The 17,783-nt window shown below is 63.9% G+C and carries 13 protein-coding genes and 1 CRISPR repeat array; of the genes, 12 read left to right on the top strand and 1 reads right to left on the bottom strand.

Annotated elements, in window-relative coordinates:
- Positions 1 to 2: 2 nt before the first annotated feature.
- Positions 3 to 4,721: direct repeats of the CRISPR family, unit length 36 nt; unit sequence GTCAGTAGCCAGCCCTGAAATCAAAGGGATTAAGAC.
- Between the two features lie 104 nt (positions 4,722 to 4,825).
- A complete protein-coding gene (tnpA, locus tag NFW30_RS18315) occupies positions 4,826 to 5,257 on the bottom strand; it encodes an IS200/IS605 family transposase (protein ID WP_295350698.1) in 432 nt (143 codons plus the stop codon).
- A 444-nt stretch (positions 5,258 to 5,701) separates the two neighbouring features.
- Here tnpA and NFW30_RS18310 point away from each other — a divergent pair, with 444 nt between their 5' ends.
- From NFW30_RS18310 to NFW30_RS18255, 12 genes are all read left to right on the top strand, one after another.
- Positions 5,702 to 6,835, top strand: coding sequence for a hypothetical protein (locus NFW30_RS18310; RefSeq protein ID WP_295350701.1), 1,134 nt, complete (start codon positions 5,702 to 5,704; stop codon positions 6,833 to 6,835).
- Positions 6,836 to 7,094: 259 nt separating this feature from the next.
- Positions 7,095 to 8,237, top strand: coding sequence for a hypothetical protein (locus NFW30_RS18305; protein WP_295350704.1), 1,143 nt, complete (start codon positions 7,095 to 7,097; stop codon positions 8,235 to 8,237).
- Positions 8,238 to 8,426: 189 nt separating this feature from the next.
- Positions 8,427 to 11,336 carry a type III-B CRISPR-associated protein Cas10/Cmr2 gene (gene cas10, locus NFW30_RS18300; RefSeq protein ID WP_295350706.1) on the top strand — a complete coding sequence of 970 codons (2,910 nt, stop codon included), beginning with the start codon at positions 8,427 to 8,429 and terminating at the stop codon, positions 11,334 to 11,336.
- Positions 11,333 to 12,538 carry a type III-B CRISPR module-associated Cmr3 family protein gene (locus tag NFW30_RS18295; RefSeq protein ID WP_295350710.1) on the top strand — a complete coding sequence of 402 codons (1,206 nt, stop codon included), beginning with the start codon at positions 11,333 to 11,335 and terminating at the stop codon, positions 12,536 to 12,538. Before cas10 ends, NFW30_RS18295 begins: the two co-directional genes overlap by 4 nt.
- Positions 12,539 to 12,595: 57 nt before the next feature.
- Positions 12,596 to 12,721, top strand: a complete 126-nt coding sequence (locus NFW30_RS18290) for a hypothetical protein (RefSeq protein WP_295350712.1) — start codon at positions 12,596 to 12,598, stop codon at positions 12,719 to 12,721.
- 14 nt (positions 12,722 to 12,735) lie between these two features.
- Positions 12,736 to 13,662 (top strand): type III-B CRISPR module RAMP protein Cmr4, encoded by a 927-nt coding sequence (cmr4, locus tag NFW30_RS18285; RefSeq protein ID WP_295350715.1) that lies wholly within the window; start codon positions 12,736 to 12,738, stop codon positions 13,660 to 13,662.
- A 2-nt stretch (positions 13,663 to 13,664) separates the two neighbouring features.
- Positions 13,665 to 14,018 (top strand): type III-B CRISPR module-associated protein Cmr5, encoded by a 354-nt coding sequence (cmr5, locus tag NFW30_RS18280; protein WP_295350718.1) that lies wholly within the window; start codon positions 13,665 to 13,667, stop codon positions 14,016 to 14,018.
- A gap of 1 nt (position 14,019) precedes the next feature.
- Entirely contained in the window at positions 14,020 to 15,294 is a 1,275-nt protein-coding gene (gene cmr6, locus NFW30_RS18275; RefSeq protein WP_295350721.1) for a type III-B CRISPR module RAMP protein Cmr6, read from the top strand.
- A gap of 15 nt (positions 15,295 to 15,309) precedes the next feature.
- Positions 15,310 to 15,621, top strand: a complete 312-nt coding sequence (csx16, locus tag NFW30_RS18270; protein ID WP_295350724.1) for a CRISPR-associated protein Csx16 — start codon at positions 15,310 to 15,312, stop codon at positions 15,619 to 15,621.
- Positions 15,622 to 15,824: 203 nt separating this feature from the next.
- Entirely contained in the window at positions 15,825 to 16,190 is a 366-nt protein-coding gene (gene cas2, locus NFW30_RS18265; RefSeq protein WP_295350727.1) for a CRISPR-associated endonuclease Cas2, read from the top strand.
- A gap of 16 nt (positions 16,191 to 16,206) precedes the next feature.
- Positions 16,207 to 17,226 carry a CRISPR-associated endonuclease Cas1 gene (gene cas1, locus NFW30_RS18260; RefSeq protein ID WP_295350730.1) on the top strand — a complete coding sequence of 340 codons (1,020 nt, stop codon included), beginning with the start codon at positions 16,207 to 16,209 and terminating at the stop codon, positions 17,224 to 17,226.
- The gene (locus NFW30_RS18255) at positions 17,216 to 17,512 is read left to right on the top strand and encodes a CRISPR-associated endonuclease Cas2 (RefSeq protein ID WP_295350734.1); all 297 of its coding nucleotides are present in this window, start codon (positions 17,216 to 17,218) and stop codon (positions 17,510 to 17,512) included. The genes cas1 and NFW30_RS18255 overlap by 11 nt, the downstream gene beginning before the upstream one ends.
- The last annotated feature ends 271 nt before the right edge of the window (positions 17,513 to 17,783 follow it).

Below are 17,783 nucleotides of genomic sequence, written 5' to 3'. Positions count from 1 at the left end.
GGGTCAGTAGCCAGCCCTGAAATCAAAGGGATTAAGACCATGCCGCCACCAGCCGGGTAACGGCAATAATCTGTCAGTAGCCAGCCCTGAAATCAAAGGGATTAAGACAGTTTAATCTTCGTTGCCATATTTCAATCCTCCGTCAGTAGCCAGCCCTGAAATCAAAGGGATTAAGACACTGCGGCCACTCTTGCGCCTGCGCGTAAATGCGGTCAGTAGCCAGCCCTGAAATCAAAGGGATTAAGACCGGCACAGATCCAAACTGCTCATTCCATTCCCCTCAGTCAGTAGCCAGCCCTGAAATCAAAGGGATTAAGACACGGTGTCGATGAGCGCGTACACCAGCACGGTGACGTCAGTAGCCAGCCCTGAAATCAAAGGGATTAAGACGTGCGTTTTCCCGATACCGCAAATATCAGTCAGTAGCCAGCCCTGAAATCAAAGGGATTAAGACAAAATGCGCACCGCGGTTGCGACGCTCATCTGGGTCAGTAGCCAGCCCTGAAATCAAAGGGATTAAGACCCTCATCGCAGACCGCATACTCGCGGTCGAACTGTCAGTAGCCAGCCCTGAAATCAAAGGGATTAAGACCATTACGCTCGCGACCGCCATACCGACGGCGGCAATGTCAGTAGCCAGCCCTGAAATCAAAGGGATTAAGACGCCGGTGAAGTAGTTCATGTTGCTCCTTTCTCTGTCAGTAGCCAGCCCTGAAATCAAAGGGATTAAGACCGGTTACGTTGTCCGGCATAAGGATTTTGCCCGTCAGTAGCCAGCCCTGAAATCAAAGGGATTAAGACGAAACAAAAACTTTGACCAAACCTCGCGCTGTCAGTAGCCAGCCCTGAAATCAAAGGGATTAAGACAACCCTTTTCCGTTTCGTGAACATGAAACTACCCGGTCAGTAGCCAGCCCTGAAATCAAAGGGATTAAGACCCGTCACCAGACCCTCTCAGCTACATTAGCCGTCAGTAGCCAGCCCTGAAATCAAAGGGATTAAGACCTCTTTTCTTTCCCCTCTCAGCGCCGTCAAACCTTGTCAGTAGCCAGCCCTGAAATCAAAGGGATTAAGACTCGCCGACACGATGCATGGAGTGCCGGCCTCGGGGTCAGTAGCCAGCCCTGAAATCAAAGGGATTAAGACTTAGGTTAAGCATTGTCGTCTCCTTGCTCGAAGTGTCAGTAGCCAGCCCTGAAATCAAAGGGATTAAGACATTGCGGCCATTCCTGCGCCTGCGCAAAAATGCGCAGTCAGTAGCCAGCCCTGAAATCAAAGGGATTAAGACTAGTGGTCTCGAATCTCATCTCAATCTCCTTGGTGTCAGTAGCCAGCCCTGAAATCAAAGGGATTAAGACGTATCAACGATCGACCCAACGCACGGCAGCCGTCAGTAGCCAGCCCTGAAATCAAAGGGATTAAGACAAAGGAAACGCTGTCAGGTGATTGACATGCGCGAGGTCAGTAGCCAGCCCTGAAATCAAAGGGATTAAGACTAACCTAACCCCTCACATGATCGCCGTGCATTCGTCAGTAGCCAGCCCTGAAATCAAAGGGATTAAGACGCCCCTTTCTTTCCCGTTGCCAGCGGTTCCTTTCTGTCAGTAGCCAGCCCTGAAATCAAAGGGATTAAGACGCCGACACGATGCACGGCACGCCTGCTTCTGGCAGTCAGTAGCCAGCCCTGAAATCAAAGGGATTAAGACCCGTCTTGCCTCGGCTGATTGCGCCGCTCGGGCGGTCAGTAGCCAGCCCTGAAATCAAAGGGATTAAGACCGGTGCTACACGGGCAATATCGCCCATGTTGTACGTCAGTAGCCAGCCCTGAAATCAAAGGGATTAAGACGCGATCAACGAGGTCGCTGTGGTTGAGTTCGCTGCTGTCAGTAGCCAGCCCTGAAATCAAAGGGATTAAGACTGTTGTACTGCTCCGCCAAAATGGCGGCATCTGTCAGTAGCCAGCCCTGAAATCAAAGGGATTAAGACGAGCTGTGCGGGTACGCCTTCGGCTTTCTCCTTTCGTCAGTAGCCAGCCCTGAAATCAAAGGGATTAAGACCGGGTCAGAACGCCGTCGCTCACGCTGCCACCAGGTCAGTAGCCAGCCCTGAAATCAAAGGGATTAAGACCGATCAACGAGGTCGCTGTGGTTGATCATTTCCTGTCAGTAGCCAGCCCTGAAATCAAAGGGATTAAGACGTGCTGATCCCCGGCTTGCTGGTCGGCGCTTTTTCGTCAGTAGCCAGCCCTGAAATCAAAGGGATTAAGACCATCGCCGACACGATGCACGGGGAGCCATCCTCGGGTCAGTAGCCAGCCCTGAAATCAAAGGGATTAAGACCGGTCAAACTTTGTCGCTGTGAATGGTGCGCTCACAGGTCAGTAGCCAGCCCTGAAATCAAAGGGATTAAGACCCAAAAGCCCTGTTCCACTCCGGTTGCAGTTCGCGGTCAGTAGCCAGCCCTGAAATCAAAGGGATTAAGACAATAGGATTTTGTCCCAAATCTCGCGTGTCTCGCGGTCAGTAGCCAGCCCTGAAATCAAAGGGATTAAGACACGCCGTGAGATGGCGAGCAACAGCAGCTTTGTGTCAGTAGCCAGCCCTGAAATCAAAGGGATTAAGACGTGCCTTTCGGTTCCGTGACTTTGTGTTGGAAGTCAGTAGCCAGCCCTGAAATCAAAGGGATTAAGACGCTTTCTGCTGCGCGATTTGCTCGGCGGTTTTCGTCAGTAGCCAGCCCTGAAATCAAAGGGATTAAGACGTCTGACCCGCTGACCTTGCCCGGTTCAACCGGGTCAGTAGCCAGCCCTGAAATCAAAGGGATTAAGACTCGCAAGGAACTTGATCGTTCGCTCGCGTGGATTGTCAGTAGCCAGCCCTGAAATCAAAGGGATTAAGACCGTAACCGCAGGAGCCTTCTTCAGACCGGTAATGTGTCAGTAGCCAGCCCTGAAATCAAAGGGATTAAGACTCGGGGCGTACTCCCATACTGTTAAATCTCGTCAGTAGCCAGCCCTGAAATCAAAGGGATTAAGACGCTCGCGAAGGCGCATTGCTGTACGCTGTCGCGTCAGTAGCCAGCCCTGAAATCAAAGGGATTAAGACTTTGCGCGCCATTGCCGCCCAAAAGCATGGGCGTCGTCAGTAGCCAGCCCTGAAATCAAAGGGATTAAGACTCGCCGGCGCCGGCGAATGTCGGAAGGGCAACGGGTCAGTAGCCAGCCCTGAAATCAAAGGGATTAAGACAGGTGAATTTGCCACGTCGTCGGCGTGACGACGTAGTCAGTAGCCAGCCCTGAAATCAAAGGGATTAAGACCTCGTCGAACTGCTCGATGTACAGCGTCCTGATGTCAGTAGCCAGCCCTGAAATCAAAGGGATTAAGACCTTCTGGCCGGGGTTGAGGCCGTCGTACTTGGCGGGTCAGTAGCCAGCCCTGAAATCAAAGGCATTAAGACAATCAAACTGGTCATCAATAAACTGCAGGGTTGGGTCAGTAGCCAGCCCTGAAATCAAAGGGATTAAGACCGATATTTCGCAAGCGGGGAATCATACTCCAGCACGTCAGTAGCCAGCCCTGAAATCAAAGGGATTAAGACCTGCCAGATCGCGCTGATGCGGGAAAAGCTGGGTCAGTAGCCAGCCCTGAAATCAAAGGGATTAAGACAACGTCGCGCACACCTGCCGCGCGCTCGGCGGCCGTCAGTAGCCAGCCCTGAAATCAAAGGGATTAAGACCCGGGAGCGAGTAACCTTACCTGCGATTACAGCCTGTCAGTAGCCAGCCCTGAAATCAAAGGGATTAAGACGCTTCCCTTGGACCCGTCCGGCATTCGCGACCGTCAGTAGCCAGCCCTGAAATCAAAGGGATTAAGACGAGATGAAGCTGTCGCGTGCAGCATCTCTGTCTAGTCAGTAGCCAGCCCTGAAATCAAAGGGATTAAGACGAGTGTTCTTTGATTGCCTTGAGAGTTGTGTAGATGTCAGTAGCCAGCCCTGAAATCAAAGGGATTAAGACTCGCCTTCCAACTACGCCCAAACGCTGCGGCGTCGTCAGTAGCCAGCCCTGAAATCAAAGGGATTAAGACTGGTCATTGTGTTTTCTCCTAAAAGGACCCGCAAAGGTCAGTAGCCAGCCCTGAAATCAAAGGGATTAAGACCCGAAGGCGGTGACTTCCTTGTTCGCCTTCATGACGTCAGTAGCCAGCCCTGAAATCAAAGGGATTAAGACCCATGTAGATAAGCCCTTGCACGAAGCTCTGCGGTCAGTAGCCAGCCCTGAAATCAAAGGGATTAAGACTTATCCTTGACGCCCCATTTCTGGCGTGCGCAAAGTCAGTAGCCAGCCCTGAAATCAAAGGGATTAAGGCGCCAGCGGCGCGAGGATCAACACGTCTCCGCCGGTTTCGTCAGTAGCCAGCCCTGAAATCAAAGGGATTAAGACGCTATCGTGTATGCTAGGTCTTTTGGATCTCCGTCAGTAGCCAGCCCTGAAATCAAAGGGATTAAGACTTCAGCCCGGTGATGTAGCTTGCCCATGCTGCCGGGGTCAGTAGCCAGCCCTGAAATCAAAGGGATTAAGACTGCGCGCTGCCCACGCGGCATCACAGCGGGCGAGCGGTCAGTAGCCAGCCCTGAAATCAAAGGGATTAAGACGCTATCGTGTATGCTAGGTCTTTTGGATCTCCGTCAGTAGCCAGCCCTGAAATCAAAGGGAGTAACCATCCCCCGGCAAAGCCGGGGGCTTTTATTATGTGAGCCGCTCAAAGCGGCTAGACAGGGTCGCTAACGCGACCCTGACTCTCTTCCGCCACCTAAAGGTGGCAACTCAGCGCCACAGGCTCAGTTGATCCAGTCGCTTGTCCTCCTGCTCCTGGTCTCGGATGTACTCCCGGATCAACGTCTCGTCTCGACCAACGGTCGAGACGAAGTACCCTCTTGCCCAGAAGCTCTGGCCGACGAAGCTTCTCTTCTGCTCACCGTACACTCGGGCCAAGTGAATCGCGCTCTTGCCCTTGATGTACCCCACCACATGCGACACCGCGTACTTCGGGGGAATCGAAATCAGCATGTGTACGTGATCCTGCATCAGATGCCCCTCTTCGATCCGACTCTCCCTCTGCTCTGCCAGTTTGCGGAACACTTCCCCGAGGTGGCGACGCAGCTGCTCATACAGCGTACGCCGTCGGCACTTCGGGATGAACACTACGTGATATTTGCACTCCCACTTCGAGTGGCTTAGGCTTTCAGACTCGTCCATCGGGATTCTCCATAGTCGTGTGCTTGGCGGCTCACGGCTTGAAGTTTCCTGATGGACTCCCTGAAATCTCAAACTTCTCCAGTCCCCCGGCAGAGCCGGGGGATTTCCCATTCTTGGTTAAGACTTCGGACCTGTCTGCTTCACTTGGGAAAGGAGCGCCAAACGATCAGCGGGAGGGCGAGAGTACCCAGGCCGAATGTCTGCTGGGAATCGGCGCCCGACATGTTTCGGCACAGACGGGCGTCAGAGTCCGGTCAAGTCAGCTATGGAGCCGGTGTGAATTCACCGTCCCCGATTCCAGACTGCAGGCTGCCGTCTGGAAGTTCAGCGACTGCCGCTTGAGGGAAACGCGGCAGTGGCTCGCTCGATCGCAAGCTTGCCGCGGCGGACAGTTTCGTCGCTTCGTGGTGTCATGTCGTCTCTCGAAATCAACCGGAGACTCCTATGCACCTCGATCTCGGTCTCATCGCCAAGTCCTTTGCCGACGCGTCACAGTTCTGCGGTCACGAAGAGGTCATTCACGCCATCGTGCACCACCGCCTGAGCCAGTCCGGCATTCCGGCGACGCAGCTCATGCGCGAGTTCCCCCTGGAAGCCGGAAAGACGGATCTGGTCGTCCTGGGTCCGCACGGCCATTCCGCCGACAAGACGGCGCTGGTGCCGCGCGTCGCGATCGAAGTGAAAGGCGGCGCCTACGGCGACCGCAACGCGCTCCGGGATCGCATCGATGCCCGCGGTCACTGCGACGACATGGCCAAGCTGCAACCCGCGGCCGCCCGAGGTGTGGAATGTTGGTTCATGTGTGTGGACATGCCCGAGCTTGGCCGGGCCGTCGGCTCGATGAAGGCGAGGCTGATCGCCGAGCGCTGCATCGCGCATGGGTTGAACTTCGCCTACCACTGCCAGGGCGAGCCCTCCTGGCTCGCTGCCGGGCCTGCCACGCCGCTCGCACACTTTCCGCTTCCACCGGTTCCACCGACGTCGCGCCGCGCCGGTATCGACTTCCTGCTGAACGCAGGCGAGACGCGCCTGCGTCCGCTCGCGAAGGCTCTGCTCGCCGCAGGTGGTCACGAAGCCAACCTCGCCACCGTACTCTACGGCTTCCTGCGCGAAGCCGGCTTCGGCGTGCACCAGCTCTCGCTCGAGACCTACTTCTCGTTCGCCGCCGAAGCCGGCAACCGCATGCAGCGGCGACCGGATCTGGCCGTCTTCGACGCCGGTTTCGACGGGCGCTTCAACCTGTACCGGGGCGGCGACCGGCACCGGTCGAACGATGGGCACAAGCTGGCGCACCTGGAAGCCATCGTCGAGGTCAAGGGCGGTGCGGCAATCGACCGCAAGTCCAGCAACGCTGTGCTTGCCGATTACCGCAAGGACATCGACAAGCTGGCAGCCTGGCGTGACAGAATCTCGGCGATCGGCGGCGTGCGCCCGCTGGCGCTCTTCCTCGGCGTGGACGGCAGGCCGGGTGGCCTGCCCGAATCCGCCCACGCCGAGCTGAACGAACGTTGCCAACGCGGCGGTGTGTCGCTGCTGCTGATCAGCGGCCGGTCCATCAGGGTCGGCGGAGTCGCGTGAAACCGCCAGGAAGCTTTGCCGCCATCGAAGATCCGGAGCGTGTGCGCCGTGCGCCATCCTTCTCCCGGCGTGACTTCCTCTACCGGAAGATCGCCCGCTTCAACGGCCTGCCGGAGCTCCCGGGCGGCCACGCGGGCGATTGCCAAAGGCTCATGCAGGTGCCGGCAACGGCTGCAACCACTGCTTGCGACGGAAATGGCAAACAGCACATCGTGTCGTCCTGGCAGCAGTCCTGGGGACCTGCAGCAAGCTTGCGAAGATGAACGGCCACGCCCGATTCATGCATAATGCTGATATGGACGGGAGACAGACCATGAAGACGCTCGAATACAGCCTCCGCTTCAACACCCCCGCCTTCCTCGGCAACGCCGAGCAGCAGGGGCAATGGCGCACGCCGCCGATCAAGGCGCTCCTGCGGCAGTGGTGGCGGGTGGCGTGGGCCGCGGACCACGGGTTTCGTGTCGATGTGGCCGCGATGCGGCGCGAGGAAGGGCAACTGTTCGGCGTCGCCAGCGATGGCGATGGAAACAGCAGGCGCAGCCTGGTGCGGATGCGGCTGGGCGACTGGAGGATGGGCCAACTGCGCGTCTGGGCAGGCCCGGACTCGCCCGTTTCCCATCCGGAGGTAAAGAACCGGGACGGCCGCCAGACCCCGGTGGGCTCCCAGCTCTATCTCGGCTACGGTCCCCTGGTGTTCCGTCAGGGAACCGCGCTCAAGGCCAACGCCGCGATCCAGGCCGGCGAGGCAGCCACGCTTGCCATCGCCTTCCCGACGACGCACAGCGGCGCCGAGTTGCGGCGCCTGCTCGAAGCGAACGCGCCTCGTCTCCAGCATGCCCTCCGCCTGATGGATCGTTATGGCACCCTGGGCGGCCGCAGCCGCAACGGCTGGGGATCCTTGGCCCTGCTCGCCGCTCCCACCGGGAGCGACGGAGCAACGCAGGCCGCGCCGGCTCCGCTTCGCCCGTGGCGAGACTGCCTCGGTACAGACTGGCCGCACGCCATCGGCCGCGACGAACGCCCGCTGATCTGGCAGACGCCGCCGTTCAGTGACTGGAAGGCACTGATGAGGCGGCTGGCGGAGATCAAGATCGGCTTGCGCACCCAGTTCGCCTTCACCACCGGCAGGAACGCCCGGCAGGTCGAGCCTCGTCACTGGCTGAGCTACCCCGTTACCAACCACTCGGTGGTGGCCTGGGGCAACAACGCCCGCCTGCCCAACACCCTGCGTTTCAAGGTGCGCGCCACCGCCGACCAGAGACTGGTCGGCGTGATCTTCCACGTCCCGCATCTGCCGCCCGCTGCATTCCGCCCGGATCCGCGGGCCATCGAGAACGTCTGGGCCCAGGTGCATCGTTTCCTCGACGCCCCGGCCCAACAGCTCACCCGCATCCCGGAGTAAGCCATGACCTGCAACGACTTTCTCTGGCAAGCCAAACTCGCCGCGCGGCTGCACGATCCGGCGGAAAAGGCCCTCGTCCTGCTGCGCGACCCGGCGGGGCACGAGAACGGCACTTCGAAGGCGCTCAGCCGGCTGCTCGCCATCGGTGCAGAAGCGCTGCCCGAGACCATCGACCCCGACAACGACGAAGTGCTCGCGCGCGTCATCTTCAAACGAGGTCTCAAGTCCGCCATTTACCGCCATGTGCAGCGCGCCGACTGGTGGGCCGCCGCCGCCGACCGGCCGCAGTGGCCGATGCAGGAACTGACCGTCGAGACCCGAACCGGCGAGCTGAAGACGATCAGGGTCGCCGCAGGCGCCCAGGTGCGCTGGACCAACCAGCCAGTGCTGATCCACCCGCTCACCGGCACACAGTTCGACCTCGGCAGACACGGCGGGCTTTCCGACACCGACTTCCACGACATCAAGCAACGCAGCTTCGATCACTTCTCCAGGCTGCTGGCCAGGCTCGGCGGCAAGGATGGCGAGGAAGACCTGCGCAAGACCCTGCTCACCTTCTGGCGCTTCGGCCCGGAACTCGTCGAGGACGAGGACTTCGGCAAGCTGGGCGCCCTCTGGGGACTGTTGCCGGCCGACACCCGCATCCCCGACCATTCGATCTGGGATCATCTGGATCTCACCTCCGCCTTTGCCGGCGCCTTTGCGGCCGATCCGAAGGGTGAGGCGGCGCTGCTGGCGCTGTCGATCGGCCCGGTGCAGGGCTTCATCGCCGCTGCGCGCAAGATGGACGATCTCTGGGCGGGGTCGCACCTGCTCTCGCGGCTGGCCTGGGAGGCCATGCGCCCGCTGTGCGAAGAATTCGGGCCGGACGCCATCCTCTTCCCCCGCCTGCGCGGCATTCCGCAGGTGGATCTGTGGCTGCGCGACGCCATGGACCTGCCCGATTCCCTATTCACCGGCTGCGAGTGGATGCAGGGCGGAACCGACGCCAATCCGCTGTTTTCGGCGGCACTGCCGAACCGCTTCGTGGCCGTGGTGCCGGCAGTCCGGGCACGGGAGATCGCCGGGATGGCTGGCAGCGCCTTGCACGAGTGGATGCAGAAGCTGGGCGCGGACGTCGTTTCGCGCCTGCTGCACGAGGCCGGGCTCGATGCCGAAACCGCCACGCCTTACGCGCAGATGACGGAGCAGCTCGCAGGCTTCCCCGAGGTGCACTGGGCGGCCGTGCCCTTCTCCCTGATCCAGCCGAGGAACGCCGCCAGGCAGACCGACCTGGACCTGAGCGCCCTGTCCGCCAGCATGGCGCCGTTCTTCGGCGCCCGGACGGGAGACGACTGCGGCTTTCTCGCTACCCCCGCCTGGCAGGCGCTGCAGAAGGAGATCGACTGGGGCGACGGCACCAGCTTCTTCGCTCCCAACCCCGGCGTCCTCTACCCGGCGGTGTATGACCTCGCCGAGCGGGTCCTGGCCGCCGCCAAGGCCACACGCACCTTTGCGCCGACCGAACAGCGGGGTTGGCGCTGCTCGATGACCGGCGAAGCCGAATGGCTGACGGACGATCCCGACCTTCTGCGGATGCCCGCAGGCCAGCGCAAGAGCCGCAAGGACAAGGCGTTCCAGGATGGGAAACACGCCGCAACGCTGTGGACCCGGATCGCCGAACAAAGGCCGGCCTGGGCCAGAAAGGGTGAACACCTCTCCGCCCTGCCCGCCATCAAGCGCCTGTGGCCGACAATCTTCGCCGAAGAGGTGGGCCAGGCGCTGGCGGCCGGGGAACGCGGCGAGCGGGCGCGCGTCGACCGCTTCGTCGTCTCCACCCACACCATGGCACTGGCGCATCAGATCGACCAGTGGCTGGAAAAGGGCGGCCTGACTGCCGGCGGGCTGGATACGGGCGGAACGGACCCCGTCGCCCTGCCGCGCCGCCTGATGCGCCGCCACCGGGCCAACCCGCGGGCGCTGGAGGACGCCAAGCGCATCCCCGGCCTGCTCGAAGCGGCGCGCGACGCCGAGGACGACGCGGCCCAGGAACAGGCGCAGCGGCTGGTGCGGCGGACGCTGGCGCAGGGCACCGCCACCGCCGGCCCCTCGCCCAAGGGGGGCGGAGAACAGGAAATCCGTCTGGAAACCTACTACGCCCTTCTGATGCTGGACGGTGACCGCATGGGCGCCATCCTCGCCGGCGACGACCGGACCCGTTGCGCCATCCCCTACCGCGAGAGCTTCCACCCGCAGGTGCGCAAGGGGTTCGACGAACACGCCGCGAAACAGCCCCTGATCCGCCGCTACGGCCAGCAGAAGCGCCCCGTCTCGCCCAACCGGCACTTGGCCATTTCCGTCGCCCTCAACGATTTCTCGCAAGTCGTGGCGCGCCACGTGCTGGAGGAGGAGCGCCTCGGCCGGGTAATCTACGCCGGCGGCGACGACGTGCTGGCGATGCTGCCGGTGGCCGATCTGCTGCCGGCCATGCAGCGGCTGCGCCAGGCCTATTCCGGCCATGACCCGGACCACGAAGGCGGCGTCTGCGAGGGCCTGACCCTGCATCAGGGCTTCGCCGCCCTGCGGTCGAAACGCGGCCTGCAGGTCATGCGCATGATGGGCGAGCGCGCCACCGCCTCCTGCGGCGCGGTCATCGCCCACCATCAGGCACCGCTGTCGGCTGTCATGCGCGAACTGCGGGCGGCGGAAAGGCGGGCCAAGGCCGAGGGCGGACGGGATGCCTTCTGCGTCACCGTCATCAAGCGTTCCGGCGGAGCGCTGCAACTCACCGGCAAGTGGGGCGAGCCGCTCAAGCTGCTCAACGAACTGATCGACTTCCTGCGCGACGAAGGGACTTCCCGCCGCGCCGTGTACCACAGCCTGGAATGGCTCAAGGGGCTGCCCGATCCCGGCGGCCGTACCGACATGCTGGAGAGCCTGCTGGCCTATCAGCTCGCCCGGCAGTCAAGCGGAACGGCCGGTGCCGCGGCGCCCGGCCTGGCCAGACGGCTGGCCGATCTGACCGGCAAGCAAGCCGGCGACGGCCTGAACTGGCTGGCAAACTTCATGACCGTGGCCGAATTCCTGGCCCGCGAAAGCCGCGCCGGAGGTGAGGCATGAAACCCGTGGAGACCCGTTTCCTGGAACCGCTGGATGTGCTTTTCCTGCGTGGCAACAAGCTGTTCGGCGACCCCGGCAGCTTCGGCGAATCGCTGGTGCCGCCCTGGCCCTCGGTGGCGGCGGGAGCGATCCGCTCGCGCATGCTGGCGGACGCCGGCGTCGACCTGGCGGCCTTCGCCCGCGGCGAGATCGACCATCCGGCGCTGGGTACGCCGCAACGGCCCGGCGATTTCGCCGTCACCGCCTTCCACCTCGCCCGCCGCCATGCCGACGGCAGCGTGGAGGCGCTCGTTCAGCCACCGGCCGACCTGGTCATCGGCGAAGCGGATGCTGGTTCGACGACAATCCGCTCGCTCACCCCAATCCCGCTCCTGCAGGCAGGGGGGTTGCAGTGCTCCGCCCCCCTGCCCCTGCTGCCCGTGCTGGCCGAAGCCGAGCGGAGCAAGCCGGCCGGCGGCTGGTGGCTGACCGAGGCCGGCTGGCGCAGATACCTGGCGGGTGGAACCCCGAACGCCAGCGATCTCGCCAGATCCTCCGAGCTGTGGGCGCTCGACCACCGGGTTGGCGTCGGCCTCGACGCGGCCACCCGCCGCGCCGCCGACGGACGGCTGTTCTCGCTGCAGGCGGTGGCGATGACCAAGCGCGGGCACCGCATCGGAACGGAAAAAGGAACGCGGAAGGCGATTCTTGCCGACTACGACGTGGGTTTTCTCGCCACCATCAGCGGCGCCACGCCACCGGCGGACGGCCCCGTGCGCCTCGGCGGCGATGGTCGCGCGGCGGCCATCCGTTCGGCGACGGCCACCCTGCCCGAGCCGGACTTCGATGCCATCGCCGGCGCCGGCCGCTGCCGCATGATCCTGGCCACCCCCGGCCTGTTCACCGGTGGCTGGCTGCCGACCGGCAGCACGCAGCAGGCTGACGGCAGTCACCGCTTCGAGCTGTACGGTGTCCGGGGCCGCCTGGTCTGCGCCGCCGTGCCACGCGCCGAAGTCATCTCCGGCTGGGATCTGGCGCAATGGCAGCCGAAGGCGGCCCAGCGGGCGGCCCCGGCCGGCAGCGTCTGGTGGCTGGATGAGCTGGAGGCGACGACCACGGCCCTGCGCAAGCTTGCTGCCAAGGGCTTGTGGGGCGATCCCTGCGAAGATGCCGCGCGTCGCGCCGAAGGCTTCAACCGCATCGCCCTGGCCGCCTGGAAATGAATGAGGGGAGGACATGGGCGCGCTGCCGCTCCTGAAAGCGGCGGCCAGGGAATGCCCATGAAGTTCAACACCAGCGCGCGCACCGCCCAGGCCCTGCTCTTGGTCGAAAGTGCGCCGCATCACAAGGATCCGCTGATCCGCCTCGTCGTCAACCTGCTGCCCGCCAGCGACCCGAGTTCCTGAAGGGAGACCCCGCCATGTTCGAAAAACACGCCGCCATATTTCTCTACGCCGTCAGCCCCGTCCACATGGGCGCTGGCCAGGCCGTGGGAGTCATCGACAACCCGATCCAGCGCGAGCGCCACATCGGCCACCCCTGTTTCGCCGGCTCCGGCATCAAGGGAGCGGTGCGACATGGCTTCGAGGCTCTGGCCAGGGGGACGAAGCAGGACAAGCCGCTGAACGAAGTCATCAAGGTGCTGTTCGGGCCGGATGCCGGCAGTTCGGATCTGCACGCCGGCGCCGTCAGCTTCGGCGACGCCCAGCTCGTCGCCCTGCCGGTGCGCAGCCTCAGGGGCGGTTACGTCTACGCCACCTGCCCGCAGGCGCTGGCCCGCGCCCGCAGGCTCCTGGGGCTGATCGGCATCAAGGCCGACTGGCCGCCGCTGGCCGTGAGCGAAGGACAATGCCTGCTGGCCAACCCGGCGCTGTTGTCCGGCGACAGGCTGCATCTCGAGGCCTTCGAGTACGCCGCCCGGGAAAAGGACTCTGCCGGCGCCAGGACCATCGCCGCCGACCTGGCAGCCCGGGCCTTGCCCGATGGCGAGGGCTACACCTTCTTCCGCGACAAGCTCAGGACCGATCTGGTGGTGCTTTCCGACACCGACTTCGCCTATTTCGCCGGCAACGCCATGCTCGTCGAGCCGCACGTGCGCATCGACGCCGACACCGGCACCGCCAGCGAAGGCGGGCTGTTCTACAGCGAAAACCTGCCGCCGGAGTCGCTGCTCGTCGCCCCGATGCTGGCGAGCCGGACGCGCACCGGCAAGGGCAAGGATTCCGAATCTCCTGCCGAAGTGGTGATGAGCCAGATCAGGGCCGTCATCGACGGCAAGCTGCTGCAGATCGGCGGCGACGTCACCACCGGACGCGGCCTGGTGGTGGCGAAAGTGGTGGAGGGCTGATCATGGCGACACTGGAACAGCAACGCGCCCAGGACGCCTGGGAGAAATGTGCCGGCTACACGAAGGAACACGTCAATGTCGCCAAGGGGCTGCCCGCGCTGATCATGAACAGCGGGCTGATGCAGGTTCTCGCTTTCTGTCACGACAAGGGCGGTGCGAACGAGGCGGTGGCGCAGCATTTGCGGGCCTGGCTCGGGCAGCGATTCAAAGGGGTGATCCGCGACCCCGGTTTCGAGCCGCTGATGCAGGCGCTGATGAACGCGAGCCCTGCCGACTACCAGGCCATCACCGCCGAAGCCTTCGCCTGGCTCAAGTGGATGCGCCAGATGGCGGCCGCCCGCCGGGGAGGAAACTGAGATGCCGATCGCCGCTGTGCCCGCCTATCTGGGCAGTGACTTCAGCGAAGCCTCGCCGGCAATGCGCTTCGGCATGTATCTCAAGCTCTGGGGCATAAACCGGCGCACCCATGCCACACTCTGGTCCACTCAGGACCTCGACTACGAAGTCCGGGGGCAGAACCGCGAGGAGCGTGAAGTCCCGAAGGAGAACAAGGTCGCCGCCCTGGCGGAGGCCAGGGGCTTGCGGCAGCGCGACCGACAGGCCATGACCGCACTGGCCACCCGCCAGTCGCTCGTCGCCGCAACGCTTCCCGCCGCCAGCCTGCTGCGCCTCGACGCCTTCGCACAGGCACCGTTCACCACCGGCCTGGGCAACGAGCACCCGCTGGAAAACGGCTTCGCCTTTCTCAGCCCCTACGGCCTGCCCTACCTGCCGGGCTCCGGCGTCAAGGGCGTCCTGCGCCAGGCGGCGCGGGAACTGGCTTCCGGCGAATGGGGAGAGCCGCACGGGTGGAGTGAAGACCAGACCTTCGTCCTCAACGCCGGCAAGCAGCGCATCCGGCTTTCCCTGCTCGACGCCCTGTTCGGCCTGGAGTCCGGCGACGGCGACAGCGAGCACGTGCGCGGCGCGCTCGCCTTCTGGGACGTCATCCCGCAGATCAAGGGCGACAGTCTGATGGTCGAGATCATGACCCCACACCAGTCGCACTACTATCAGCAGAAGCGCGATCGCAGAACCGGCGACAGCACCACTCCCCACGACTCCGGGCAGCCCACCCCGATCAGCTTCCTGACCGTGCCGCCCGGTTCCACCTTCACCTTCTTCGTCACCTGCGACCAGTCGCATCTGCAGCAGATGGCCCCGCAACTGACGGCAGCCGACCCGGACAGCGGCAAGCCGCGCTGGCACGAGCTGATGACCAAAGCCTTCGAGCATGCCTTTGCCTGGCTGGGCTTCGGCGCCAAGACGGCGGTCGGATACGGTGCGATGGCGAGCGAAGCCATGCGCCAGGCCCGGCGTCCTCCGGCGGAGCCGCGCCCGGAAGGGGACCAGGACTCGATCGGAGAGGCCGAAACCGTTCCTTGGTCAGGCGCCCGGCTGAAGTACAACCAGCGGAATGGCACGCTCAGCGCCGAGAAGGACGGCAAGGCGGCCCATGCGCACGGCGAAAAGGGCAAGGCGCTGCTGGCCAGCCTGCCCAGTGAGCTTCGCAGAAAGGTCGAGGGCAACCAGTTCTGCAAGGTGACGGCCCATGTCTCGGGAAGCGTCCTCGTCCGTGCCGAGAGCGGCTGACCATCCTGGGCGGCCATGACCACCCTCTTCATCACCCGCCACCCCGGTGCCGTCGTCTGGGCGGCCCGCCGCGGCCTGAACGTCGGCCGGCAGATCGCCCACCTCGACCCGGCCAACATCCACCCCGGTGATGTCGTCATCGGCACCCTGCCGGTCAACCTGGCGGCCGAGGTCTGCGCGCGCGGGGGGCGTTTCTTCAACCTTTCGCTGGATGCACCGCCCGAGGCACGGGGACAGGAACTGTCGGCCGACGACCTCGAGCGCTACGGCGCGCGGCTGGAAGAATACATCGTCGCGAAACCGGGCCGCCCGCAGGGTCCGTCCTGAACGGCAGCCGCGGCACGCCACCGGCACGCGTCTGGCCCACCGCGCTGCCGGCGCACGGAGCCGAGGTGCGAAGCCTGCCCGTGACGATGCCAGCCGCGCGGCCATGGTCGCCGCGGCGTCGCGCGCCGCCCGCAAACGGTGCGTCGGCGTGCCGACCCTGAACGCCATCGGCTGACCACCGATCATCAGGCGGGCGCGCGCAGGTGCCGCGTTGCACCGGTGCCCCTGCCGGCAAGCTTGCGGCAGCGGACAGCCGCGGCTGCGGCGAATATCGTGGCGCCATGAGCGATGCGGCGCGAACCCTCTACCTGGTCTGCTACGACGTCTGCGACTCGGCCCTGCGCCGGCGCGTGCAGAAGTACCTGACGGGCTACAAGGTGGGTGGTCAGAAGTCGTTCTTCGAGTGCTGGCTGACCGCTGCGGAGTTGCGCGAGGTGCGGGCGACGCTGGCGAACCTGCTCGACCTGGCGGAGGACCGGGCCCATATCTTCCAGCTTGATCCGCGCATGCAGCGCGACCTGCTTGGTCTCGCGACCGAACCGGTCACCGACTGCATCCTGATCGTCTGAGCGAGGGAACGAAGCGATGTCAAGCCTGTATGTAGACCGGCGCGGAGTGACGCTGAAAGCCGATGGCGAGGCACTCGTCTTCTACGAAAACGGCGAGCGTGTCGGCACGGTGCCACTGGCGCCGCTGTCGCGCGTCTTCCTTCGTGGCGACGTGACGGTATCGTCGTCGCTCCTCGGCAAGCTCGGCGAACGGGGCATTGGAGTGGTGGTCCTCTCCGGGCGTAAGGCTGTGCCGACGATGCTTCTGGGGCGCCCGCACAACGATGCCGCCCGGCGAGTGGCACAGTATCGCCTGTCCCTCGATGCTCACTTCTGCCTGCGTTTCGCGCGTGCCATCGTCGAAGCGAAACTGCGGGCGCAGGCAGCTTTCCTCGGGGAACGCCGGGATAGCGAGCCGCGCTCGCGCTACCTGCTGACCCTTTCGCTGAAGCGCCTGACCAGCAGCATCGCGGCCGTCGACCAGCAGGCGACGATCGGATCGCTGCGCGGACTCGAAGGCGCCGGGGCAGCGGCTTACTTCGAGGGTTTCGCCGACCTCCTCCCCGAGCGGCTGCACTTCAGCGGCCGTAACCGGCGGCCGCCGCGCGACCCGGTCAACGCAGTCCTCTCTCTCGGCTACACGCTGCTGCACGCGGAAGCCGTTCTCGCCCTCTACGGATCGGGACTCGACCCCTTCGTCGGCTTTTACCACACGCTCGACTTCGCACGCGAATCGCTGGCTTGCGATCTGGTCGAGCCGCTGCGCGTCGAGATCGACCAGCATGCACTGATGCTGTTTCGCTCAGAAAAGCTGCGGCCCGAGGACTTCACCCACAGCGATGCCGGCTGCCTGCTCGGCAAGGCTGGCAGGGCACGCTTCTACGGCGAATGGGAGGCGCTCGCGGCGCGCCTGCGCAAACTGCTGGCGGAGAGCGTCAGCGATGTGACGGCGGCGATCGGCGAGGCGGCGGCTGGCGCGACGACCGCGGTCGCCAGCAGCGGGGCGCACCCGCCTGCGGCAACCGCTGCGCCGGCCGGCGACGGCGATGGCTTCTGAACTCGCCTTCGTCATCGGCTACGACATCAGCGACCCACGGCGATTGCTGCGCGTGCATCGCGAGATGTGCAAGCACGCGACGCCGCTCGAGTACAGCATCTTCCTCTTGATCGGCAGCGAGAACGACAAGAAGCGCTGCCTGCTCGAGATCGAGTCGCTGATCGCGCCGCAGGAGGACGACGTCCGCTGCTACGCGCTGCCGGCGCGCGGCTTCCAGGGCCGTATCGGCCGCGCGAGCCTGCCTGAAGGGATCGTCTGGACGGGGCTGCCGGCGGCGATCGCGTGAGCGGTCCCGGCTGTGGCGGCGAACATGGCCGGAGCGCGCCGCAGCCGGCGGCAAGGCGAACGTCCCGCCGCCCCGAAGGCCATCCCCCGCGACCCGGGGCAACCGGATGGCGCCGCACGCAAGGGCCGACCCCAGGGCCGCTTGCCGGCCAACCCGGGCGACATGCGCTATCCTGTCGCGGTCGGTCAGCGCCGCGAGTGCCTGGATCCGGCAGCGGACACCAGGCGCGGCCGCGCGTCGTCGAAAGGCCTCCAGTCTGAAAGTCGCGTAT

This window comes from Accumulibacter sp. (assembly GCF_023806635.1).
Taxonomy (GTDB): Bacteria; Pseudomonadota; Gammaproteobacteria; order Burkholderiales; family Rhodocyclaceae; genus Accumulibacter.
The sequence above is the reverse complement of the archived record's forward strand: the minus strand, read 5'-3'. Positions and strand labels throughout refer to the sequence as shown.

Bases quoted from the DNA above. Each gene is read 5' to 3' on its own strand.
- tnpA (WP_295350698.1), bottom strand. From the start codon at position 5,257: ATGGACGAGTCTGAAAGCCTAAGCCACTCGAAGTGGGAGTGCAAATAT.
- NFW30_RS18310 (WP_295350701.1), top strand. From the start codon at position 5,702: ATGCACCTCGATCTCGGTCTCATCGCCAAGTCCTTTGCCGACGCGTCA.
- NFW30_RS18305 (WP_295350704.1), top strand. From the start codon at position 7,095: ATGAACGGCCACGCCCGATTCATGCATAATGCTGATATGGACGGGAGA.
- NFW30_RS18295 (WP_295350710.1), top strand. From the start codon at position 11,333: ATGAAACCCGTGGAGACCCGTTTCCTGGAACCGCTGGATGTGCTTTTC.
- NFW30_RS18290 (WP_295350712.1), top strand. From the start codon at position 12,596: ATGAAGTTCAACACCAGCGCGCGCACCGCCCAGGCCCTGCTCTTGGTC.
- cmr4 (WP_295350715.1), top strand. From the start codon at position 12,736: ATGTTCGAAAAACACGCCGCCATATTTCTCTACGCCGTCAGCCCCGTC.
- cmr5 (WP_295350718.1), top strand. From the start codon at position 13,665: ATGGCGACACTGGAACAGCAACGCGCCCAGGACGCCTGGGAGAAATGT.
- cmr6 (WP_295350721.1), top strand. From the start codon at position 14,020: ATGCCGATCGCCGCTGTGCCCGCCTATCTGGGCAGTGACTTCAGCGAA.
- csx16 (WP_295350724.1), top strand. From the start codon at position 15,310: ATGACCACCCTCTTCATCACCCGCCACCCCGGTGCCGTCGTCTGGGCG.
- cas1 (WP_295350730.1), top strand. From the start codon at position 16,207: ATGTCAAGCCTGTATGTAGACCGGCGCGGAGTGACGCTGAAAGCCGAT.
- NFW30_RS18255 (WP_295350734.1), top strand. From the start codon at position 17,216: ATGGCTTCTGAACTCGCCTTCGTCATCGGCTACGACATCAGCGACCCA.